Below are 21,256 nucleotides of genomic sequence, written 5' to 3'. Positions count from 1 at the left end.
CTGGGAAAACTCGTATGGACATCTAAGCGGGTCGCGCCCCGCTCACAAGCCTTGAGGTCCGATTACTCGGCCGCTGCCGCCGCCGCAGGTGCTGTGACGGTCACGGATCCGCCAGCCTTTTCAATCGCCTCGACGGCAGATTTGGAGGCACCGGCAACGTGCAGATCGATCTTGGACGTGATGTCGCCCTTGGCCAGAACGCGGATGCCGTCCAGGCTGCGCCGCACGAGGCCGGAAGCGACCAGCGCCTCGGAGTCGATCGCCTTGCCCGCGTCCAGCTTCTTGGCATCGATGAACTTCTGGATCAGGCCCAGGTTGACGACGGCATAGCTCTTACGGTTCGGCTTGTTGAAGCCGCGCTTCGGCAGACGCTGGTAGAGCGGCATCTGGCCACCTTCGTAGCCGTTGATCGCCACGCCGGAACGGGATTTCTGACCCTTGATACCACGGCCACCCATCTTGCCCTTGCCGGAGCCGGGGCCGCGGGCCACGCGCATGCGTTTCTTGGCTGCGCCGGGATTGTCGGAAAGTTCATTCAGTTTCATGTCGCTTCTCCTTTTGCCGGAATTGGCCCCCAGCGACGGGAGCGGCCAAACGCGGCGTTCACGAATCTCAGGTGGACGCGGCATGCGTCCACCGGGGGCGTATAGACGAGGCCCGCCGCAGGATCAAGCAGGCATCCACCACGCCCCCCGCGCCCTGTCAGCAACGGCGCGCCACCACGAAACGGCTTGGCGGCGAAACGGGATAGGTTCCTGTCTCGATAATCTCGAAACCGGCCGCCTCGATCGCGCCTTCCAGCCCGGCAATGGACAGGAAACTCACGTGAGGCGCCTTGCCGATCGCCTGCATTACCGGCAGAAGCAGACGCCAGAAGCGGCCCATTTCGGCCAGGCAGGCCGTCTTGGTGATCAGCAAGCCACCCTTGGCCGTCTGCTCGGCCAGTCCCGCCAGCACGCCTTCCAGATCCTCGACCAGATGCAGCAGGTTCATCCCCATCACCACGTCGAAGGGGCCGTCCGCCTGCACCCTGCGACCGACGGCCATGGACGCGAAGGTTACATTCTCCACCGCCTGCGTTCGCGCCTTGGCCTGCGCGATCTCGATCATGCGCGGGGACAGGTCGGTCGCGTGGATATGCGCCGCGTCCCCGGCCAGTTTCAACGCAGTGGACCCGGTCCCGCACCCGACTTCAAGCACCCTGTCCTGGGGGCGCAGATGAGCGCGGACCCGGTCCAGTGTCTGCGCATAGGCAGCTTCATCCTTGATGGGCTGCCGGGCGTATTTGTCCGCAATATCGTCCCAGAATTTCTTGCTCGGTTTCATATCATTTCATCTCCAAATGCGATGCGCACCTCTTAGTCCATGCAATTATCCGCGGATATTGCCCAATTTTGCAGGCTCTATATACGTTATTGCATGGATCACGCGCTCATGAGTTTCGACTGGAACCGCGGCCGGGCCTTTCTGGCCACGGCGGAACACGGGTCGCTTTCCGCCGCCGCCCGTGCGCTCGGGATGACCCAGCCGACCCTCGGCCGGCAGGTCGCGGGGCTGGAGGAAGAACTGGGCGTCCTGCTGTTCGACCGGGTGGGCAAGGCGCTGATCCTGACGGAGGCAGGGCGCAAGCTGCTGGATCATTTTCGGCGCATGGGCGCTGCTGCCGAACGGATCTCGCTGGCCGCGTCGGGTCAGGCCACATCGGTCGAGGGACAGGTGTCGATCAGCGCCAGCGACGTGACGGCGGCCTATCTTCTGCCGCAGGTGCTGTCACAGCTGCACAGGGCCGCCCCCGGCATCACGATCGAAGTCGTCGCCTCAAACGCGCTGAGCGATCTGCGCCGCAGGGAAGCGGACATCGCCATACGACACGTGCGTCCCGCCCAGGCGGATCTGACCGCGCGTCTCCTGTTCCGCACGCCGGCCCACTTCTATGCGGCAAGAAGCTATGCCGCCGAACACGGCCTGCCCCGGACCATCGCGGACTTTGCGCATGCCCGGATCATCGGCTACGGCGATCCGGCGCGGATGCTGCCGCAGCTCGCATCCTTCCGGCTGCCGCTGACGCCGAGGAATATCGTTCACTGGTCGGAAAGCGGCATCGTGGGCTGGGAAATGGTCCGGCAAGGGCTTGGCCTGGGCGTCATGTCGCAGACCCTGGGGGCCCGCACCGCCGACGTCGTGCCGGTGCTGCCCGATCAGGTGCCGGAAATCACCTTTCCCACCTGGCTGGTGGCGCACCGCGAACTGCACAGCAACCGCCGCATCCGGCTGGTTTTCGACTTCCTCGCAGAACACCTGCCCCGTTGACGCCCCTCGACACCGCGAGGCGTGCGGCTATCCTGCGCTGACCAGAATTCCTCCGGAGACTTCCCGATGCACCTACGTCCGCTCGACATCAATCCCACCCATTGCCTGATCGACGGCCGATGGGGGGCCGCCGCGGCAGGCGGAACGCTTTCGCTTGTCAATCCATCCGACGGCAGCGGGCTTTGCGAGATCGCGCGCGGCACAGCGGAAGATATCGACCGCGCGGTGACCGCCGCCGGTGCAGCGCACCGGGGCGACTGGGGCCGCGCCACGGCGGTGGAGCGCGGGCGCATCCTGTCGCGCATCGGCGCGCTGGTCACCGAAAACGCCGAAGAACTGGCAAGGCTCGAAGCACAGGATGTGGGCAAACCCCTGAAACAGGCGCGTGCCGATGTCATGGCGCTTGCCCGTTACATGGAATTCTACGCCGGCGCCGTGGACAAGCTGCACGGCACGACCATCCCCTACCTCGACGGCTACACCGTCTATACACTGCGGGAAGCGCACGGGGTCACGGGGCACATCATTCCCTGGAACTACCCGATGCAGATCATCGGGCGGTCGGTCGGTGCGGCACTGGCCACCGGGAACGCCGCGGTGCTGAAACCGGCGGAAGAAGCCTGCCTGACCGCCCTCGCGTTCGGTGAACTGGCGCGGCGGGCCGGCTTGCCGGACGGGGCGCTGAACGTGGTGCCAGGCCTTGGGGCCGAGGCCGGCGCGGCACTGGCCGGCCATCCGGGGGTGCACCACGTCTCGTTCACCGGGTCCGTGAACGTCGGCAAGCTGATCCAGAAAGCGGCGGGTGACAATGTCGTGCCCGTCACCTTGGAACTGGGCGGGAAATCCCCGCAGATCGTCTTTGACGATGCCGACGTCGATGCGGCGTTGCCATTCCTTGTCAACGCGGGAATCCAGAACGCGGGACAGACCTGCTCCGCCTCGTCCCGCATCCTCGTCCAGCGCGGGCTCTACGACCGCGTCGTCGCCGCGATGGCCGAACGCTACGCCGCGTTGCAGGTGGGGCCCGCCCTCGAAGATCCCGACGTGGGGCCGCTGATCTCGACCCGGCAGCAAGACATCGTGAAAAGGTTCATCGAGCGCGGCAGCGATCTGGAGGTCGCCGCCCAGGCGCGTCTGGGTGATCTGCCGGATGGGGGGCCTACGTGGCCCCGACCCTCTTTGCCGACGTCAAGGCGGATCACCCTCTCGCCCGGGAAGAGATCTTCGGCCCGGTGCAGGTCATCATCCCCTTCGAGGACGAGGCCGAGGCACTGGCCATTGCGAACGGAACGGATTACGGGCTTGTCGCCTCCGTCTGGACCGCGGACGGCGCACGACAGATGCGGCTGGCCCGCGCGCTGCGCTCCGGGCAGGTCTTCCTGAACAACTATGGCGCGGGAGGCGGCGTGGAACTGCCCTTCGGCGGCACCGGTCTGTCCGGGCACGGCAGAGAGAAAGGGTTCGAGGCGCTCTACGGTTTCACGTCGCTCAAGACCGTCGCGGCCTTTCACGGCTAGAAGCCCGATAGCGCGCGGAAAGGCGGCAAAAGCGAAACGCCCCGCGGTTTCCCGCGGGGCGCATGCCGGTTGGCTGGTGCCCGGGATGGCGTCGCCATCCCGGCGGGCACCCTCAGCCCTTTTCTTCCACGATCTCGACCATGTGGGGGATCGAGTTGATCATGCCACGAACCGAAGGTGTGTCTTCCAGTTCGCGGGTGCGGTTCATCTTGTTCAGGCCCAGACCGATCAGCGTGGCACGCTGTTTTGCGGGGCGGCGGATCGGCGAACCGATCTGCTTGACGACGATGGTTTTTGCCATGGTTTAGACCTCCTCGGCGACGTGCGAAGACGCTTCGTTGACGTCATCACGCTTGGGCAGGATGTCCGCGACCTTCTTGCCACGACGCTGCGCGACGGCACGGGGCGACTGCTCTTTCTTCAGACCGTCCATGGTGGCGCGGATCATGTTGTAGGGGTTCTGCGACCCGATCGACTTGGACACAACGTCCTTGACGCCGAGCATCTCGAAAACGGCACGCATCGGACCACCGGCGATGATCCCGGTACCTTCCGGAGCGGTACGCATCACCACCTTGCCGGCGCCGTGGCGGCCGAACATGTCGTGGTGCAGGGTGCGACCCTCGCGCAGCTGCACGCGGATCATCTGGCGCTTGGCCTGCTCGGTCGCCTTGCGGATCGCCTCGGGGACCTCCTTGGCCTTGCCCTTGCCGAAGCCGACGCGGCCTTTCTGATCGCCCACGACGACCAGCGCGGCAAAGCCGAAGCGCTTACCCCCCTTGACGGTCTTGGAAACGCGGTTGATCGCCACGAGGCGGTCTGCGAATTCGGGAGTCTCGTCGCGCTGGTTGCGGCGGTTGCCCCCACGGTTGTCGTCTCTGGCCATCTGCGGCCTCCTTGATCTGCGGACGCAAGCGCCCTGTTATTCCAATCGCGGTGAGCAGCAAGGCTCCCGGATCATCGAAGGCGCGCTGCAACTGCGCGCCCTGCATCTTCTGTTCCGTCCGTCGCATGCAGAAGGCGCGCACAACATGCGCACCTTCCGGCATTACAGTTTCAGACCACCTTCACGGGCCGCATCGGCAAGCGCCTTGACCTTCCCGTGGTACAGGAAACCACCGCGGTCGAAGTATGCTTCTTCCACACCGGCTTTCTTGGCGCGCTCTGCGATCGTGGCACCGACCTTGGTCGCGGCCTCGATGTTGTTCTTGCCCACCATGCCAAGATCCTTCTCCAGCGTCGAAGCGGAAGCGATCGTCTTGCCCGCCACGTCGTCGATCAGCTGGACGCTGATGTTCTTGGACGAACGGTGGACGGAAAGGCGCATCCGGCCCGCATTGACGCGGCGAAGCTTGTTCCGAACGCGCAGGCGGCGTTTGATGAACAACTGTCTTTTCGTGTTTGCCATCTTTGCGTTCCTTACTTCTTCTTGCCTTCTTTGCGGAAGATGAACTCACCCTTGTAGCGGATGCCCTTGCCCTTGTAGGGCTCGGGCTTGCGCCACGCGCGGATGTTCGAAGCGACCTGACCAACAAGTTGTTCGTCAATGCCTTCCACAACGATTTCGGTCTGCTTGGGGGCGGTGACCGTCACGCCTTCGGGCGCGACATAGTCCACGTCATGCGACAGACCGAGGTTCAGTTTCAGCGTGTTGCCGGCCATCGCGGCACGATAACCAACACCCTGGATTTCCAGCTCTTTCTTGAAGCCGTCGGTCACGCCGGTGACGAGGTTCGCCACCATCGTGCGGGACATGCCCCACTGCTGGCGCGCACGCTTGGACTTGCCGCGCGGCGTCACGGTGACGGCGTTGTCCTCGACCGCCAGTGTGACGTCGTCGGTCGCCTTGAAGGTCCGGGTCCCCTTGGGGCCCTTCACCTCGATGGTCTGGCCCGAGACGGACGCGGACACGCCGTTCGGCAGCGAAACCGGTTTCTTACCAATACGAGACATCGAGTTCTCCTTAGAATACGGTGCAGAGCACTTCGCCGCCAACGTTGGCGGACCGTGCTGCGGCATCCGACATCACACCCTTGGGGGTGGAGACAATCGACACACCCAGGCCCTGACGGACCGACGGGAGGTCTTGTGCGCCCATGTAGACGCGGCGGCCGGGCTTCGAGATCCGCTTGAGCTCGCGGATCACGGGCTCACCCTCGTAGTACTTGAGGCTGATCTCGATGGCGGGGTGTCCATCCGGACCCGTCACCTTTTCGTAGCCGCGAATGTAGCCTTCGTCGGCCAGCACATCCAGAACCCAGGCGCGCAGCTTGGATGCCGGCGTCATCACCGTGGACTTGCCACGCAGCTGGCTGTTGCGGATGCGGGTCAGCATATCTGCGATAGGATCGTTCATTGCATGCGCTCCTTACCAGCTCGACTTGACCATGCCGGGGATCTGGCCCGAGGAGCCGAGATCACGCAGCGCGATACGCGAGATTTTCAGTTTACGGTAATAGGCGTGCGGACGGCCCGTCAGCTGGCAGCGGTTGTGCAGGCGCACGGCGCTGGAGTTGCGGGGCAGTTTCGCCAGCTTCAGGGAGGCGCGGAAACGCTCTTCCATCGGCTTGCTCTCGTCGCTGATGATGTCCTTCAGCGCGGCACGCTTCGCTGCGTATTTCTTGACCAGTGCTTCGCGCTTCTTCTCGCGCTCGATCATGGATTTCTTAGCCATATCTAATCCTTCCCCGCGCTTACGAATTGAAAGGCATGTTGAAGTGCTTCAACAATGCTTTCGCTTCTGCGTCGGTTTTCGCCGTGGTGGCGATGACGATGTCCATACCCCAGGTCTCATCGACCTTGTCGAAGTCGATCTCGGGGAACACGATGTGCTCTTTCAGACCCATGGCATAGTTGCCACGGCCATCGAAAGACTTGCCCGAGATGCCGCGGAAGTCGCGGATACGGGGCATTGCGATCGTGATCAGACGATCCAGGAATTCGTACATGCGCTCGCCGCGCAGGGTCACTTTCGCACCCAGCGGCATGTCTTCGCGCACCCGGAAGCCGGCGATGGATTTCTTGGCCACCGTCGTCAGCGCCTTCTGGCCGGCGATGCGTGTCAGGTCTTCCTGCGCGCTCTTGGCCTTCTTGCTGTCACGCACGGCTTCGGCACCGCACCCGATGTTCAGCACGATCTTGTCGAGGCGCGGAATCATCATGTCGTTCTTGTAGCCGAATTCTTCCTTCAGCTTTGCCCGGACCTCGTCGCGGTAAACGCTCAGCAGACGGGGTGTGTAGTTTGCGGTATCAAGCATCGATCACGTCCCCCGTGGTTTTGGCAAAGCGCACTTTCTTGTCGCCTTCCATCTTGAAGCCAACGCGTGTCGCCTTGCCGTTGGCATCGACGATGGCGAGGTTGCTCAGGTCGATCGGCATCGCCTTGGGGATGCGGCCGCCCTGGCTTTCCTGGGATTGGCGTGTGGCGCGGATGGCGATGTTGATGCCTTCCACGACGGCCTTGCCGGACTTCGGATCGACGGACTGGATGTTGCCCGTCTTGCCCTTGTCCTTGCCGGCCAGAACGATGACCTTGTCACCTTTGCGAAGTTTGGCAGCCATTACAGCACCTCCGGCGCGAGCGAGATGATCTTCATGAAGTTCTTGCCGCGCAGCTCGCGAACCACCGGCCCGAAGATCCGGGTACCGATCGGCTCGTTGTTGTTGTTGAGAATGACGGCGGCGTTGCGGTCGAAGCGGATGGCGGTGCCATCGTCGCGTCGCACTTCCTTGGCCGTGCGCACGACGACGGCCTTGCGGACGTCGCCCTTCTTCACACGACCGCGGGGGATGGCTTCCTTGACCGAGACGACGATGATGTCGCCCACGGACGCATACTTGCGCTTGGAACCACCCAGAACCTTGATGCACTGAACGCGGCGCGCGCCGCTGTTGTCAGCAACATCCAGGTTGGTCTGCATCTGGATCATTTGGTTTCTCCCGACCTTTGGGGGGCGATGCGTGCCTTGTCCCCAGGGTTTCGATTAACGGTTGGCGCGTCAGGCGTCAGCGACCTGCAGCACCTCCCAGCGTTTGGTCTTGGACTTCGGCGCACATTCGATGATGCGCACGGAGTCGCCCACCTTGTATGTGTTGTTCTCATCGTGGGCCCGGTACTTCTTGGACTTGCGGATGGTCTTCTTCAGAACCGGATGCGTAAAGCGGCGCTCCACGGAAACGGTGACGGTCTGTTCGTTTGCGTCGGAGGTCACGACACCGGACAAGATACGCTTGGGCATGGGTGCTCTCCTTATTCCGCAGCGGCCGCTTGGGCCTTTTGGTTCAACACGGTTTTCACGCGGGCGACGTCACGCTTGACGCTGCGCAGCCGCGCGGGGTTTTCCAGCTGGCCGGTGGCCTGCTGGAAACGCAGGTTGAAGGCTTCTTTCTTCAGGGTGACAAGCTCGTCCCGGAGCTGATCCGGCGTCTTGTCATGCAGTTCCTTGGCGTTCATTGACGCGCTCCTTTCAACATCACCAGTAGGCCCCAGGGGGGTTACCATGATTCTGGTGGAGTTCATGATGAGGGGTGCCAATACGCCGGCAGCCTTCGTAACGCAACCCCCCTTGTCGGATTCCAAGGGTTTCGCGGTCATATCCCCTCGCCTTGGGCGTCGCGGTGGGATAACCAGCGCGCATGACAGACATCAGATCCCTTTTTGTGACCCGCCTATACCATGCCGCCCTGTCGGCGCATGGGCCCGCCATCGACCCGAACGAGATGGAGGCCTCGTGCTATTCCATCGCCGAGGATGACGAGGCGGGGCAGCAGTGGTCGGAGGACAACGGCTATCCCGGCTACACCTCCTACGCGTCCCTGACCGACCTGCCCTACCGCTTTCCGATCTTCAAGGATCTGGTCACGGCGCTGGACAAACATGTCGCCGCCTTTGCCGAGGATCTGCAATTCGACCTCGATGGCAAGACGCTCAAGCTGGAAGACCTGTGGATCAACATCCTGCCGGAGGGCGGCATCCACACCGGCCACCTGCACCCCCATTCGGTGATTTCCGGCACGACCTATGTCGCCATGCCGGACGGGGCCAGCGCGATCAGGTTCGAAGACCCGCGCCTGTCGATGATGATGGCCGCCCCCGGACGGATAAAGGACGCCCGGCCGGAGATGCGCACCTTCGCCTATGTCGCCCCCAAGGTGGGCGACGTGCTTCTGTGGGAAAGCTGGCTGCGGCACGAGGTGCCGATGAACATGTCCGAAGAAGACCGCATTTCCGTCAGCTTCAACTACAGCTGGGGCTGACCGGACGCGAAAACGCCCCGCCGGTCCGGTACCGACGGGGCGATCTTCTGGTTTCCTGACAGACTGGCGGCAGGATCAGTTATCGGTCTGACGCTGCGTTTCGCCCGACGACTCCGTCTGCGCGTCGGCGTCTTCCTCCTGCGTTTCGGCGTCGGCTTCGTCACCTTCCGCGGTTTCGCTCTGGTCGGAGCCATCGGCGTTCGCCTCGGACTGCTCTGCGTTGTCGGTCGCGCCGGCGTCGGCGCCGGAAGTCGCGTTTTCGCCCGCAGGCGCTGCATCCGTATTGGCCGCGTCATCCTGCGATGCTTCCGACGTGTCGGCTTCACCTTCGGTCATGCTGTCGGTCTGACCGTCCGCTCCGGATGCAGCTTGGGTTTCGTCGCCTTCGCCGGTTTCCGCGTTCTGGTTGCCGGTCTGGCTGGACCCCTCGCTTGCCTCGGTCGTATCGGACGATTGGTTCTCGCCTTCGGCACCTGAAGCTGTCGCTGCGTCGTTCTGACCTTCGGTTGCCGCTGCGTCGTCCTCACCTTCGGTCTGGCCGCTCTGGCGCGCCGTGTCGTCCTCGGTCTGCGCACTCTCGTCGGCAGCGGCGTTGTCGCTTGCGCCTTCCGACTCCGCAGCCGCGTCGGCGTCGCTTGTACCTTGGGCGTCATTAGCAGAAGCTGAAGCGGCGTCGCCTTGCGTGCCCTGCTGATCGGCCTGCGCGTCGCCCTGCTGTTCCGAGCCGTCTTGCGCATCGCCCTGCTGGTCCGAGCCAGCTTCGGCTTGTGCATCACCGGCTGCCGCGTCGCCTTGCTGTTCCTCGCTCGCCGTCTGCCGATCTGTTTCCTCACCGGACTGGCCACTGGCGGCATCTTCGCCTTCGGCCACCTTCGCGTCGGCCCCGCCTTCACCGCTGGTCGCAACGTCCTGCCCCTGCAGGTCGCTGATGCGCTGTTCAATCTCGAGCAACGCGTTCGACCGCTCCTCGACGTTCGATGTCAGCTCGGTGACGACCTTCTGGATCTCCTGCCGCTGCGCCTCGGCTTTCTCCACATCGGAGCTGAGCGCGGTGCGTTCCTGCGTCATGCGATCGATCTCGGAGGTCAGGGATTGCTGACGCTGCTCCATCTCGGCAATGTTGCTCTCCATCGACGCGACCTGATCCCGCAGTTCGTTCTCCTGCTGGGTCAGTTCCTGCATCTTGGCTTCCGCGTTCGCGACTTCTTCGGAAATCCGCGCGCTGTCGTCGGTCAGCGACGCCAGTGTCTCACGAACCTTTGCTTCCTCAGCCCGGGCCTCCTCGAGCCGGGCGTTGACGTCGTTCAGTTCCTGCGACTGGGAATCGATTTCCGAGGTGAGTTCGCTGCGGCGCTCTTCGAAACTGGCGATCTCTTCGCGCATCGGGTCAAGCTGGGCCTGCAACTCGTCCGCGCGCTGCTGCTGGGTGGCGACGTCGTTTTCGACCTGCGCCTGCTGCGCCTGAAGCTCTTCAAGCTGCGGCTGCAACGTGTCGATCTCGCCCTGAACCGAATCGCGTTCGCCCTGCAGGGTCTCCACCTCGGGTTCGAGGCTGGCAATCTGCGCACGCAGATCTTCCATCGTGCTTTCGGCGTTTTCCCGCTGGGTGATGTCGCTCTCCAGCCGCTGGATGGTCCGGTCGGATTGGGAATTTTCGGTCACGAAATACAGTGCCGTCCCCCACCCCAGAACGGCCACCGCACCGACCGCCACCAGTTCCTTGTTCCACGATGATTTGCTGTCAGCCATGTTTGAGCCCCCTGTCGGCCCCGTCGGGCCATGAAATGATGCCAATATAATCTGTGGAACGCCAAAGTGGCGGGAACGGTTCCACCGAATTCCGGGCGTCGCGGAAAAGTCGGGCGTTCGGCGGCAGTGCCTCCCGCGGACGGCGCGACGCGGTCAGCGTGTGAAAGAATGCCTCCTGACAGCGCCGCGCCAATCACTGTATGATGACGTCATGATGTATTTCCGCCTGCCCCACCGAGTCGCCCCTGCCCTGTTGCTGGCGGTTCTGACCTGTGTCTGCATCGTGCTGCTCCCGGCTGCCGGACGGGCGGCGCAGATCGACCCGTTCCTCGGCGCGTTCGAGGGCGAGACGGAGATCACGGTGGGCGACGAGGTGCTGCAACGGGATCTGAGCGTGACGATCCAGCCGGCAGACGACGACGGCTTCGTCCTGAGCTGGACAACCGCCACCCTGCGCGAAGACGGGCAGAGCAAGGAAAAGACCTACACCATCGCCTTCGTGCCGACGGCGCGTGAGGGCATCTATCAATCCGCGATGAAGACGAACCTTTTCGGCAAGGCCACGCCGCTCGACCCGCTGCAGGGCGAACCATTCGTCTGGGCGCGGATCGAGGACGACACGCTGTCGGTCTTCTCATTGTTCATCGATCCCACCGGGGACTACGAGGTTCAGGAATACCACCGCACGCTGGCCGAAGGCGGGCTGGACCTGCTGTTCCGCCGGATCCGGGATGGCGAGGTCAGTCGGGAGATCAGCGCCCTGCTGCGGCGTCAGGACTGACGTTTCCCCGGGCGGGCCGCGCACCGGGCCGGCCCAACTCCCCCCTTGCGTGGTTTCCGCGCATCCCCTATAGCACGCGCACCGAGTCGGGGGGCGTCCACACGCGCCCCGTTTCGTTTACACACCAAGACGCGACGAGGGCGAGCGATGAGCGCCGTCCTCCAATCCGTTGACATCCCAGAGACAAGGGATATGCACATGGCTCAAAGCCAGAACATCCGCATTCGCCTGAAGGCGTTTGATTACCGGGTGCTTGACAGCTCCACCCAGGAAATCGTTAACACCGCCAAACGCACGGGCGCTTCCGTTCGCGGCCCCATTCCGCTGCCGAACAAGATCGAGAAATTCACCGTTCTGCGTGGCCCCCACGTCGACAAGAAATCCCGTGACCAATTTGAGATCCGCACGCACAAGCGTCTGCTGGATATCGTCGATCCGACCCCCCAGACCGTGGACGCGCTGATGAAGCTCGACCTCGCCGCTGGCGTGGACGTCGAGATCAAGCTGCAATCGTAAGGAGGGCAAGATCATGTTGCGCTCAGGCGTTATTGCTAAGAAAGTCGGCATGACCCGGCTGTTCATGGAAGACGGGCGTCAGATTCCCGTCACCGTACTTCAACTCGACAAGCTGCAGGTCGTCGCACAACGCACCGCTGAAAAGGACGGCTACACCGCCGTTCAACTCGGCGCGGGCACCGCGAAGGTCAAGCGGACCTCCAAGGCGATGCGCGGCCACTTTGCCGCCGCTTCCGTCGAACCCAAGCGCAAGGTTGCCGAATTCCGCGTCGACGCGGAGAACCTGATCGCGGTGGGCGAGGAAATCATCGCCGACCACTACTTCGCCGGTCAGTACGTTGACGTTGCCGGCACTTCGATCGGTAAGGGTTTTGCCGGTGCGATGAAGCGCCACAACTTCGGCGGTCTGCGCGCCTCGCACGGCGTGTCGATCTCGCACCGTTCGCACGGTTCCACCGGTCAGTGCCAAGACCCCGGCAAGGTGTTCAAGGGCAAGAAGATGGCCGGTCACATGGGTGCCGCCCGTGTCACCACGCAGAACCTCGAGGTCATCAAGACCGACAGCGCGCGTGGCCTGATCATGGTCAAGGGCGCCGTCCCCGGCTCCAAGGGTGGCTGGGTCACCGTCAAGGACGCGGTCAAGAAGCCGTTCCCCGACGACGCGATCCTGCCCGCCGCGCTGAAGTCCGCCGCTGACGAGGCCGCCAAGGCAGCCGAAGAAGCCGCAGCCGCCGCCGCAGCCGAAGCAGAGGCCGAAGCCAAGCGCCTTGCCGAAGAGCAGGCCGCTCAGGAAGCCGAAGCGCTGAAGGCAGCCGAAGAGGAAATCGCAGCCGACGGGTCCGAGCAACCGGCCGCTGACGAAGACAAGAAAGAAGGTGACGCATGAAACTCGATGTCATCAAACTCGACGGTGGCAAAGCCGGTTCGGTAGACCTGGACGAGGCCCTGTTCGGCCTTGAGCCGCGCGCCGACATCCTGCACCGCGTCGTCCGCTGGCAGCGCAACAACGCGCAGCAGGGCACCCACAAGACCAAGGGTCGCTCCGAGGTCAGCTACTCGACCAAGAAGATCTATCGCCAGAAGGGCACCGGCGGCGCACGCCACGGCGACCGCGGCGCGCCGATCTTCCGCAAGGGTGGTATCTACAAGGGCCCCGTGCCGCGCAGCCACGGTCACGAGCTGACCAAGAAATTCCGCAAGCTGGGCCTGCGCCACGCGCTGTCCGCCAAGGCGAAAGCGGGTGCGCTGGTCATCATCGACGAGGCGATCGCCGAGGGCAAGACCGCCGCACTGGCCAAGCAGATCAGCTCTCTGGGCTGGAAGCGCGCGCTGGTCATCGACGGAGCATCGGTCAACGAAAACTTCGCCCAGGCGGCCCGCAACATCGAAGGTCTCGATGTGCTGCCGACCATGGGTGCTAACGTCTATGACATCCTCAAGCGTGACACCCTGGTGATCACGAAGGCGGGTGTCGAAGCACTGGAGGCCCGTTTGAAATGAGCGCCAAGCACGAACACTACGACGTGATCCGCAAGCCGATCATCACCGAAAAGGCGACCATGGCGTCCGAAAGCAACGCCGTCGTCTTCGAAGTGGCGATGAACAGCAACAAGCCGCAGATCAAGGAAGCCGTCGAGGCGCTCTTTGGTGTGAAGGTGAAGGCCGTGAACACGACCATCACCAAGGGCAAGGTCAAGCGCTTCCGCGGCCAGATCGGCACGCGCAAAGACGTCAAGAAGGCCTACGTGACGCTGGAAGAAGGCAACACGATCGACGTGACCACGGGTCTGTAAAGCGCCCGGTCCAAGCTGAATTCGAAAGGCCCTCGCATTGCGGGGGCCTTTTGCCATTGAGGCAGGCTTGCCGAACGGCGCGCTTGCAATCCGCTCCGACGATAATCCAGGCGGATCGCATCTGGCGCATCGCCGTGCCAGACGCATCTGTTATTGGCCCCTGTTTCACGCGGTTGCCCTTGACCCCCCGCCTCCCATCCCCTACACGAGCCCATCGGCAAAGCCCCGGATTCGTCCGGGGCTCTGTCTTTGTTCGAAAGCGGGTTGCGAGACCTGCCTTGGACACACCATCGGGGACCTTCGGGGCCCTTCACACCATAGCCGCCCCACGGGGTGGCGCACAGCTAAACGGAAGACAGACAACATGGCACTCAAGTCGTACAAACCGACGACGCCGGGCCAGCGTGGGCTGGTACTGATCGACCGTTCGGAGCTTTGGAAAGGCCGCCCGGTCAAAGCCCTCACCGAGGGTCTGACAAAATCCGGCGGACGGAACAACACCGGACGGATCACAATGCGTCGTACAGGTGGTGGTGCAAAGCGCCTCTACCGCATCGTTGATTTCAAGCGCAACAAGCTGGACATGTCCGCCGTCGTCGCGCGGATCGAATATGACCCCAACCGGACAGCCTTCATCGCCCTGATCCAGTACGAAGACGGCGAGCAGGCCTATATCCTAGCGCCCCAGCGTCTGGCCATCGGTGACAAGGTCATCGCAGGCGCGAAGGTCGACATCAAGCCCGGCAACGCAATGCCCTTCGCTGGGATGCCCATCGGCACGATCGTCCACAATATCGAGATGAAACCCGGCAAAGGCGGTCAGATCGCCCGTGCCGCAGGCACCTACGCCCAATTCGTCGGCCGCGATGGCGGTTATGCCCAGATTCGTCTGAGCAGCGGCGAACTGCGCCTGGTGCGTCAGGAATGCATGGCCACCGTCGGTGCCGTGTCGAACCCCGACAACTCCAACCAGAACTACGGCAAGGCGGGCCGCATGCGTCACAAGGGCATCCGCCCGTCCGTGCGTGGTGTGGTGATGAACCCGATCGACCACCCGCACGGTGGTGGTGAAGGCCGGACCTCTGGTGGTCGTCACCCGGTGACGCCGTGGGGCAAGCCGACCAAGGGTGCCAAGACCCGCAACAGGAACAAAGCGTCCAGCAAGCTGATCATCCGCTCGCGGCACGCCAGGAAGAAGGGGCGTTAAGCATGGCTCGTTCAGTATGGAAAGGCCCGTTTGTCGACTCTTACGTCCTCAAGAAGGCCGAAGCGTCGCGTGAAAGCGGCCGGAACGAAGTGATCAAGATCTGGTCGCGCCGTTCCACGATTCTCCCGCAGTTTGTCGGCCTGACGTTCGGCGTCTACAACGGTCACAAGCACATTCCCGTCAACGTCAGCGAAGACATGATCGGTCAGAAGTTCGGTGAATATTCCCCGACACGGACCTACTACGGTCATGCCGCAGACAAAAAAGCAAAGCGGAAGTAAGCCATGAGCAAGGATAAGAATCCCCGCCGCGTGGCAGACAACGAAGCGCGCGCCAAGCTGCGCATGCTGAAGACGTCGCCGCAGAAACTGAACCTCGTCGCCGCGCTGATCCGCGGCAAGAAGGTGGAAAAGGCCCTCACGGACCTCACCTTCTCCAAGAAGCGGATCGCAGTGGACGTGAAGAAATGCCTTCAGTCCGCCATCGCCAACGCCGAGAACAACCACAACCTGGACGTGGACGAGCTGATCGTGGCCGAAGCCTATGTCGGCAAGAACCTGACCATGAAGCGCGGTCGCCCGCGTGCCCGTGGCCGGTTCGGCAAGATCATGAAGCCGTTTGCCGAAGTCACCATCGTCGTGCGTCAAGTTGAGGAGCAAGCATAATGGGTAACAAAGTAAACCCGATCGGCATGCGCCTGCAGGTCAACCGCACCTGGGACAGCCGCTGGTACGCCGATACGAAGGACTACGGCGATCTGCTGCTGGAAGACCTGGCCATCCGCGCCTTCATCAAGGAAGAGTGCAAGCAGGCCGGCGTGGCCCGCGTGATCATCGAACGTCCGCACAAGAAGTGCCGCGTGACGATCCACACGGCACGCCCCGGTGTCATCATCGGCAAGAAAGGTGCGGACATCGAAGGTCTGCGCCAGAAGATCGCCAAGATGACCAGCTCGGAACTGCACCTCAACATCGTTGAGGTCCGCAAGCCCGAACTGGACGCCGCACTTGTGGGTGAGAGCATCGCGCAACAGCTGGAACGCCGGGTATCTTTCCGCCGTGCCATGAAACGTGCGGTTCAGAACGCCATGCGCATGGGTGCCCTGGGTATCCGCGTGAATCTCGCAGGCCGCCTCGGCGGTGCCGAGATCGCCCGGACGGAATGGTACCGCGAAGGTCGCGTGCCGCTGCACACCCTGCGCGCGGACATCGACTACGCCCATGTCGAGGCGTCTACCGCCTACGGCATCATCGGGATCAAGACCTGGATCTTCAAAGGCGAGATCATGGAGCATGACCCGGGCGCCCGCGACCGCAAGCACCAGGAACTTCAAGACGGCCCAGCACCTCGCGGTGCCGGCGGTCGCCGGTAAGGAGCAGATAGATGCTACAGCCAAAACGGACGAAATTCCGCAAGCAGTTCAAGGGCTCGATCAAGGGCATGGCAAAGGGCGGGTCCGACCTGAACTTTGGCACCTACGGCCTGAAGGCGCTGCAGCCCGAGCGTGTGACAGCACGTCAGATCGAAGCGGCACGCCGCGCCATGACGCGCCACATGAAGCGTCAGGGCCGCGTCTGGATCCGTATCTTCCCGGACGTCCCGGTGACCTCCAAGCCCGTCGAAGTACGTATGGGTAAGGGTAAGGGCTCCGTCGACTTCTGGGCAGCCAAGGTCAAGCCGGGCCGGATCATGTTCGAAATCGACGGTGTCGGTGACGACGTGGCCCGCGAGGCGCTCCGCCTCGCCGCGATGAAGCTGCCGATCAAGACACGCGTTGTTGTCAGGGAAGACTGGTAAGTCTTCTCTGAAGATCCAGAGACAGGAAGCCCCCGCTGTCGATACAGCGGGGGCTTTCTATTTGCCTACCTTCGTTCCAGCCACTTGCGCAGCGATACCTCCCATATGATATATAGCAATGAGCGCCTCTTAGTGTGTGAGTGGAGAACATGGCGAACAACACCAAAAAAACCGTTGTAAAAGGGGGCTGGATCTCCCGCGACGCAAAAGACGGTAGGTTGATTGCAGTCGGGACGAACACATATACGTCGAAAAGTAACCCGAAAACGGTTAAGACGATCAAGGAGGTCTCCAGCAAGCGAGGCGTTGCGTTGCAGCGACTGGCGGATCGGTAGACGCCATTACGGGTAACACTCGCTGACGCGTTGACCGCTCACGATGAAGCACTGACCTATGGTGGTCGTGATGGCGTTTCCAGTCTTCACCTCATACAGTCAGCAATATCGAGGCCTTACTCCGGATATCATCATTCCATCGCGGCAAAGGCTTCTGCGCTGTTGGAAAGCATGGTTGGCAATCACGGGTTCATAGACGGCAACAAGCGCACAGCCTGGATTTTGGTAGAGCTGCTGATTGAACGAAGCGGCTATACGCTTGATGTTTCGGATGATGAACCGGTTGATGATTTCGTCGTCGCCGTTGCAAGTAATGCGCTTGGATTTCCAGAAATCAGGCTTTGGTTAGAAAGTCGAATAGTCCCCGCAAGCTAAAGTTCCACTGATTGCCCACTACAATCTACACGCTTTTCCCGCCCAATCCCCTGCCCTCCTGCCCTGTCTGCTCCGCCCCGCAGGCCTGCAATAGACCCCATCAGGCCCGATTGGCGGATGGCCCCTAGACCTTCCCCCCGAAACGCGAAGGGCCGCCCCTGGGGCGGCCCTTGCTTGTTTCTGCACGCGGCGGTGCGCCCTTGCGGGCGCGCCACGGTATCAGTCGGTGATCTTCGACACGACGCCCGCGCCGACGGTCCGGCCGCCTTCACGGATGGCAAAGCGCAGGCCCTGCTCCATCGCGATCGGCGCGATCAGCTCCACGTTGAAGCTCACGTTGTCGCCGGGCATCACCATCTCGGTGCCTTCGTTCAGGTTCACCGTGCCGGTCACGTCCGTCGTGCGGAAGTAGAACTGCGGACGGTAGTTCGCGAAGAACGGCGTGTGACGGCCACCCTCTTCCTTGGTCAGGATGTAGGCTTCGGCCTCGAACTTGGTGTGCGGCGTCACCGAACCGGGCTTGCACAGCACCTGGCCGCGCTCCACGCCTTCACGCTCGATCCCGCGCAGCAGCGCGCCGATGTTGTCGCCCGCTTCACCGCGGTCCAGCAGCTTGCGGAACATCTCGACGCCCGTGCAGGTCGTCTTCTTGGTGTCGCGGATGCCGACGATCTCGATCTCGTCGCCCACGTTGATCACACCACGCTCCACGCGGCCGGTCACAACCGTGCCACGGCCGGAGATCGAGAACACGTCCTCGACCGGCATCAGGAACGGCTGGTCAACCGCACGCTCCGGCGTCGGGATGTACTCGTCCACGGCCGCCATCAGCTTCTTGATCGACTCCTCGCCGATCTCCGGGTTCTCGCCGTTCATCGCCGCCAGCGCAGAGCCCGGGATCACCGGGATGTCGTCGCCGGGATACTCGTAGGACGACAGCAGCTCGCGGATCTCCATCTCCACCAGCTCCAGCAGCTCCTCGTCGTCCACCTGGTCGACCTTGTTCATGTAGACGACCATCGCCGGGATGCCCACCTGGCGGCCCAGCAGGATGTGCTCGCGCGTCTGCGGCATCGGGCCGTCGGCCGCGTTCACCACCAGGATCGCGCCGTCCATCTGCGCCGCACCCGTGATCATGTTCTTGACGTAGTCCGCGTGGCCGGGGCAGTCGACGTGCGCGTAGTGACGGTTCTCCGTCTCGTACTCAACGTGCGCGGTCGAGATCGTGATCCCGCGCGCCTTCTCTTCCGGCGCACCGTCGATCTGGTCATACGCCCGGAAATCGCCGAAGTACTTCGTGATCGCCGCCGTCAGCGTCGTCTTGCCGTGGTCGACGTGACCGATCGTGCCGATGTTCACGTGCGGTTTCGTACGTTCAAACTTTGCCTTTGCCATGGTGTGGCTCCTTTATGTGGTCTTTATCCGGGCAGCCCCGGCGCATTTGAAGTGAAGGTCCCGGCCCGGAGGCCGGGGTGACCCAAACCCGAAGGCTCAGGCGAATTTGGATTGAATCTCGTCCGAGATGTTCTGCGGCACGGCTTCGTAGTGGTCGAACTGCATGGTGAAGTTCGCCCGACCCGACGACATGGACCGCAGGGTGTTGATGTAGCCGAACATGTTCGCCAGCGGCACGAAGGCATCGATGGCGATCGCGTTGCCACGGGTATCCTGCCCCTGCACCTGGCCCCGACGCGAGGTCAGGTCACCGATGATGCCGCCGGTATATTCCTCGGGCGTCACCACTTCGACCTTCATGATCGGCTCGAGCAGCTTCGCCCCCGCCTTCTTCATGCCTTCGCGCATCCCCATCCGTGCGGCGATTTCGAACGCCAGCACCGAGGAGTCCACGTCGTGGAACTTGCCGTCGATCAGCGCCACCTTGAAGTCGATGACCGGGAAGCCCGCCAGCGGACCGGAGTCCATGACCGACTTGATCCCCTTTTCGACGCCCGGGATGTATTCCTTGGGCACGGCACCGCCGACGATGCGGCTCTCGAAGGAGAAGCCCTCGCCCGGTTCGGTCGGGGTGATGATCATCTTCACCTCGGCGAACTGGCCCGATCCACCCGACTGTTTCTTGTGGGTGTAGGTGATCTCGGCCTCGCGGCTGACGGTCTCGCGGTAGGCAACCTGCGGCGCACCGATGTTCGCCTCGACCTTGAACTCCCGCTTGAGGCGGTCGACGAGGATGTCGAGGTGCAGTTCGCCCATGCCCTTCATGATGGTCTGACCGCTCTCGATGTCGGTCTCCACCCGGAAGGACGGGTCTTCCGCTGCCAGACGCGCCAGGCCCTGGCTCATCTTTTCCTGGTCGTTCTTGGTCTTCGGCTCGACCGCGATCTCGATCACCGGATCGGGGAAGGTCATCGTTTCCAGAACCACCTGCTCTTTCGGGTCGCACAGCGTGTCCCCCGTGGTGGTGTCCTTCAGACCGGCCAGCGCGATGATGTCGCCGGCGAAAGCCTCTTCGATTTCCTCGCGGTTGTTCGAGTGCATCATCATCATGCGGCCGATGCGCTCTTTCTTGCCCTTGGTCGAGTTCTGGATGGTATCGCCCTTCTTCAGCACGCCCGAATAGATGCGGGTGAAGGTCAGCGAACCCACGAAGGGGTCGTTCATGATCTTGAACGCCAGGCCCGAGAACGGCATGGAATCGTCCGCGCGGCGCGGGATGTTCCGGGTTTCCGTTTCATCTTCCGGCGCGAAGCCCATGTAGTCCACAACGTCCAGCGGGCTGGGCAGATAGTCAACCACGGCGTTCAGCAGCGGCTGCACGCCCTTGTTCTTGAACGCGGAACCGCCGAGAACCGGCACGAAGGACAGCGACAGCGTGCCCTTGCGGATCAGTTTCCGCAGGGTCGGGATGTCGGGCTCGTTGCCTTCCAGGTATTCCATCATCGCGTCGTCGTCCATTTCGACGGCGTTCTCGATCAGCTTGGCGCGCCATTCGTCGGCCTGATCCTTCAGGCTGTCGCGGATCGGCTGACGGGTCCAGGATGCACCCAGGTCCTCGCCTTTCCAGGTCCACTCTTCCATGGTCACCAGGTCGATGATGCCTTCCAGCTCGTTCTCGGCGCCGATCGGCATGGCGATCGGAACGGCCTTGGCACCGGTCCGGCTTTCGATCATCGCGACGCAGTTGAAGAAGTCGGCGCCGATCTTGTCCATCTTGTTGACGAACACGATCCGCGGCACCTTGTACCGGTCGGCCTGACGCCAGACGGTCTCGGTCTGGGGCTCCACACCGGCGTTGGCGTCCAGCACGCAGATGGCACCGTCAAGCACAGCCAGCGAACGCTCGACTTCGATGGTGAAGTCCACGTGGCCGGGAGTGTCGATGATGTTCATGCGGAACTTGGTGTCGTCGGTCCCTTCCTTGGTCGGGTCTTCCTGCCACTGCCAGAAGGTCGTGGTCGCGGCGGAGGTGATGGTGATCCCGCGTTCCTGCTCCTGCTCCATCCAGTCCATCGTGGCGGCACCGTCGTGCACTTCGCCGATGTTGTGGCTCTTGCCGGTGTAGAACAGGATGCGCTCGGAGCAGGTCGTCTTGCCGGCGTCGATGTGCGCCATGATGCCGAAGTTGCGGTAGCGTTGAAGCGGATAGTCGCGTGCCATTGGGA

Annotated in this window: 29 protein-coding genes and 1 pseudogene; 14 read left to right on the top strand and 16 right to left on the bottom strand. The window is 62.8% G+C overall.

Annotated elements, in window-relative coordinates:
• Nucleotides 1-62: 62 nt before the first annotated feature.
• Nucleotides 63-545, bottom strand: a complete 483-nt coding sequence (gene rplO / locus BOO69_RS02100; protein ID WP_071969863.1) for a 50S ribosomal protein L15 — start codon at nt 543-545, stop codon at nt 63-65.
• Nucleotides 546-702: 157 nt separating this feature from the next.
• Complete coding sequence (locus tag BOO69_RS02095) at nt 703-1,326, bottom strand: class I SAM-dependent methyltransferase (protein WP_071969861.1); 624 nt, start codon at nt 1,324-1,326, stop codon at nt 703-705.
• 93 nt (nt 1,327-1,419) lie between these two features.
• On the opposite strand from BOO69_RS02095, the gene BOO69_RS02090 reads away from it, so the two are divergent.
• Both BOO69_RS02090 and BOO69_RS02085 read left to right on the top strand, forming a co-directional pair.
• A complete protein-coding gene (locus tag BOO69_RS02090; protein ID WP_071969859.1) occupies nt 1,420-2,310 on the top strand; it encodes a LysR family transcriptional regulator in 891 nt (296 codons plus the stop codon).
• Between the two features lie 66 nt (nt 2,311-2,376).
• Nucleotides 2,377-3,827, top strand: a pseudogene (locus BOO69_RS02085) (aldehyde dehydrogenase family protein).
• A 112-nt stretch (nt 3,828-3,939) separates the two neighbouring features.
• On the opposite strand, the gene rpmD reads toward BOO69_RS02085, so the two are convergent.
• The 11 genes from rpmD to rpmC form a co-directional block, all read right to left on the bottom strand.
• Nucleotides 3,940-4,128 carry a 50S ribosomal protein L30 gene (gene rpmD, locus BOO69_RS02080; protein WP_067296706.1) on the bottom strand — a complete coding sequence of 63 codons (189 nt, stop codon included), beginning with the start codon at nt 4,126-4,128 and terminating at the stop codon, nt 3,940-3,942.
• A 3-nt stretch (nt 4,129-4,131) separates the two neighbouring features.
• Nucleotides 4,132-4,713 carry a 30S ribosomal protein S5 gene (rpsE, locus tag BOO69_RS02075; RefSeq protein ID WP_071969857.1) on the bottom strand — a complete coding sequence of 194 codons (582 nt, stop codon included), beginning with the start codon at nt 4,711-4,713 and terminating at the stop codon, nt 4,132-4,134.
• 162 nt (nt 4,714-4,875) lie between these two features.
• Entirely contained in the window at nt 4,876-5,235 is a 360-nt protein-coding gene (gene rplR, locus BOO69_RS02070; protein WP_071969855.1) for a 50S ribosomal protein L18, read from the bottom strand.
• 11 nt (nt 5,236-5,246) lie between these two features.
• On the bottom strand, nt 5,247-5,780 hold the full coding sequence (gene rplF, locus BOO69_RS02065; RefSeq protein ID WP_071969853.1) for a 50S ribosomal protein L6: 534 nt from the start codon (nt 5,778-5,780) through the stop codon (nt 5,247-5,249).
• Between the two features lie 10 nt (nt 5,781-5,790).
• Nucleotides 5,791-6,183, bottom strand: a complete 393-nt coding sequence (gene rpsH / locus BOO69_RS02060; RefSeq protein ID WP_071969851.1) for a 30S ribosomal protein S8 — start codon at nt 6,181-6,183, stop codon at nt 5,791-5,793.
• Nucleotides 6,184-6,195: 12 nt separating this feature from the next.
• The gene (gene rpsN / locus BOO69_RS02055; RefSeq protein WP_071969849.1) at nt 6,196-6,501 is read right to left on the bottom strand and encodes a 30S ribosomal protein S14; all 306 of its coding nucleotides are present in this window, start codon (nt 6,499-6,501) and stop codon (nt 6,196-6,198) included.
• Between the two features lie 19 nt (nt 6,502-6,520).
• Entirely contained in the window at nt 6,521-7,084 is a 564-nt protein-coding gene (rplE, locus tag BOO69_RS02050) for a 50S ribosomal protein L5 (RefSeq protein WP_071969847.1), read from the bottom strand.
• Nucleotides 7,077-7,388: a 50S ribosomal protein L24 gene (gene rplX, locus BOO69_RS02045; RefSeq protein WP_071969845.1), complete on the bottom strand. Its 312-nt coding sequence runs from the start codon at nt 7,386-7,388 to the stop codon at nt 7,077-7,079. The genes rplE and rplX overlap by 8 nt, the downstream gene beginning before the upstream one ends.
• Nucleotides 7,388-7,756 (bottom strand): 50S ribosomal protein L14, encoded by a 369-nt coding sequence (gene rplN, locus BOO69_RS02040; RefSeq protein ID WP_067296687.1) that lies wholly within the window; start codon nt 7,754-7,756, stop codon nt 7,388-7,390. The genes rplX and rplN overlap by 1 nt, the downstream gene beginning before the upstream one ends.
• A 69-nt stretch (nt 7,757-7,825) precedes the next feature.
• Complete coding sequence (gene rpsQ / locus BOO69_RS02035; protein WP_071969843.1) at nt 7,826-8,065, bottom strand: 30S ribosomal protein S17; 240 nt, start codon at nt 8,063-8,065, stop codon at nt 7,826-7,828.
• A gap of 11 nt (nt 8,066-8,076) precedes the next feature.
• The gene (rpmC, locus tag BOO69_RS02030; RefSeq protein WP_071969841.1) at nt 8,077-8,280 is read right to left on the bottom strand and encodes a 50S ribosomal protein L29; all 204 of its coding nucleotides are present in this window, start codon (nt 8,278-8,280) and stop codon (nt 8,077-8,079) included.
• 182 nt (nt 8,281-8,462) lie between these two features.
• On the opposite strand from rpmC, the gene BOO69_RS02025 reads away from it, so the two are divergent.
• Complete coding sequence (locus BOO69_RS02025) at nt 8,463-9,083, top strand: 2OG-Fe(II) oxygenase family protein (RefSeq protein WP_071969839.1); 621 nt, start codon at nt 8,463-8,465, stop codon at nt 9,081-9,083.
• A gap of 75 nt (nt 9,084-9,158) precedes the next feature.
• Here the strand turns inward: BOO69_RS02025 and BOO69_RS02020 are convergent, their stop codons facing one another.
• The gene (locus BOO69_RS02020) at nt 9,159-10,832 is read right to left on the bottom strand and encodes a coiled-coil domain-containing protein (protein ID WP_071969838.1); all 1,674 of its coding nucleotides are present in this window, start codon (nt 10,830-10,832) and stop codon (nt 9,159-9,161) included.
• Nucleotides 10,833-11,043: 211 nt separating this feature from the next.
• Between BOO69_RS02020 and BOO69_RS02015 the strand changes: the two genes are divergently transcribed.
• From BOO69_RS02015 to BOO69_RS01965, 11 genes are all read left to right on the top strand, one after another.
• On the top strand, nt 11,044-11,613 hold the full coding sequence (locus BOO69_RS02015) for a hypothetical protein (protein ID WP_237267546.1): 570 nt from the start codon (nt 11,044-11,046) through the stop codon (nt 11,611-11,613).
• 198 nt (nt 11,614-11,811) lie between these two features.
• The gene (rpsJ, locus tag BOO69_RS02010) at nt 11,812-12,129 is read left to right on the top strand and encodes a 30S ribosomal protein S10 (RefSeq protein ID WP_025050499.1); all 318 of its coding nucleotides are present in this window, start codon (nt 11,812-11,814) and stop codon (nt 12,127-12,129) included.
• A gap of 13 nt (nt 12,130-12,142) precedes the next feature.
• Nucleotides 12,143-13,015 (top strand): 50S ribosomal protein L3, encoded by an 873-nt coding sequence (gene rplC / locus BOO69_RS02005; protein ID WP_083545422.1) that lies wholly within the window; start codon nt 12,143-12,145, stop codon nt 13,013-13,015.
• Nucleotides 13,012-13,629, top strand: a complete 618-nt coding sequence (rplD, locus tag BOO69_RS02000) for a 50S ribosomal protein L4 (RefSeq protein WP_071969835.1) — start codon at nt 13,012-13,014, stop codon at nt 13,627-13,629. The genes rplC and rplD overlap by 4 nt, the downstream gene beginning before the upstream one ends.
• Entirely contained in the window at nt 13,626-13,922 is a 297-nt protein-coding gene (locus BOO69_RS01995; RefSeq protein ID WP_071969834.1) for a 50S ribosomal protein L23, read from the top strand. Before rplD ends, BOO69_RS01995 begins: the two co-directional genes overlap by 4 nt.
• A 364-nt stretch (nt 13,923-14,286) precedes the next feature.
• Nucleotides 14,287-15,129, top strand: coding sequence for a 50S ribosomal protein L2 (gene rplB, locus BOO69_RS01990; protein ID WP_071969832.1), 843 nt, complete (start codon nt 14,287-14,289; stop codon nt 15,127-15,129).
• Nucleotides 15,130-15,131: 2 nt separating this feature from the next.
• Nucleotides 15,132-15,410: a 30S ribosomal protein S19 gene (rpsS, locus tag BOO69_RS01985; protein WP_071969830.1), complete on the top strand. Its 279-nt coding sequence runs from the start codon at nt 15,132-15,134 to the stop codon at nt 15,408-15,410.
• Between the two features lie 3 nt (nt 15,411-15,413).
• Complete coding sequence (rplV, locus tag BOO69_RS01980; protein ID WP_071969827.1) at nt 15,414-15,794, top strand: 50S ribosomal protein L22; 381 nt, start codon at nt 15,414-15,416, stop codon at nt 15,792-15,794.
• Nucleotides 15,794-16,501 (top strand): 30S ribosomal protein S3, encoded by a 708-nt coding sequence (rpsC, locus tag BOO69_RS01975; protein WP_071969825.1) that lies wholly within the window; start codon nt 15,794-15,796, stop codon nt 16,499-16,501. Before rplV ends, rpsC begins: the two co-directional genes overlap by 1 nt.
• A gap of 11 nt (nt 16,502-16,512) precedes the next feature.
• The gene (rplP, locus tag BOO69_RS01970; RefSeq protein WP_071969823.1) at nt 16,513-16,926 is read left to right on the top strand and encodes a 50S ribosomal protein L16; all 414 of its coding nucleotides are present in this window, start codon (nt 16,513-16,515) and stop codon (nt 16,924-16,926) included.
• A 365-nt stretch (nt 16,927-17,291) separates the two neighbouring features.
• A complete protein-coding gene (locus tag BOO69_RS01965) occupies nt 17,292-17,636 on the top strand; it encodes a type II toxin-antitoxin system death-on-curing family toxin (RefSeq protein WP_071969821.1) in 345 nt (114 codons plus the stop codon).
• A 219-nt stretch (nt 17,637-17,855) separates the two neighbouring features.
• Here BOO69_RS01965 and tuf read toward each other — a convergent pair whose 3' ends face one another.
• Together tuf and fusA are read right to left on the bottom strand one after the other, a co-directional pair.
• Nucleotides 17,856-19,031, bottom strand: coding sequence for an elongation factor Tu (gene tuf / locus BOO69_RS01960; protein ID WP_071969790.1), 1,176 nt, complete (start codon nt 19,029-19,031; stop codon nt 17,856-17,858).
• A gap of 96 nt (nt 19,032-19,127) precedes the next feature.
• Nucleotides 19,128-21,251 carry an elongation factor G gene (gene fusA / locus BOO69_RS01955; protein ID WP_071969819.1) on the bottom strand — a complete coding sequence of 708 codons (2,124 nt, stop codon included), beginning with the start codon at nt 21,249-21,251 and terminating at the stop codon, nt 19,128-19,130.
• Nucleotides 21,252-21,256: the final 5 nt, after the last annotated feature.

The organism is Sulfitobacter alexandrii, from assembly GCF_001886735.1.
GTDB classification, from domain to species: domain Bacteria; phylum Pseudomonadota; class Alphaproteobacteria; order Rhodobacterales; family Rhodobacteraceae; genus Sulfitobacter; species Sulfitobacter alexandrii.
The sequence above is the reverse complement of the archived record's forward strand: the minus strand, read 5'-3'. Positions and strand labels throughout refer to the sequence as shown.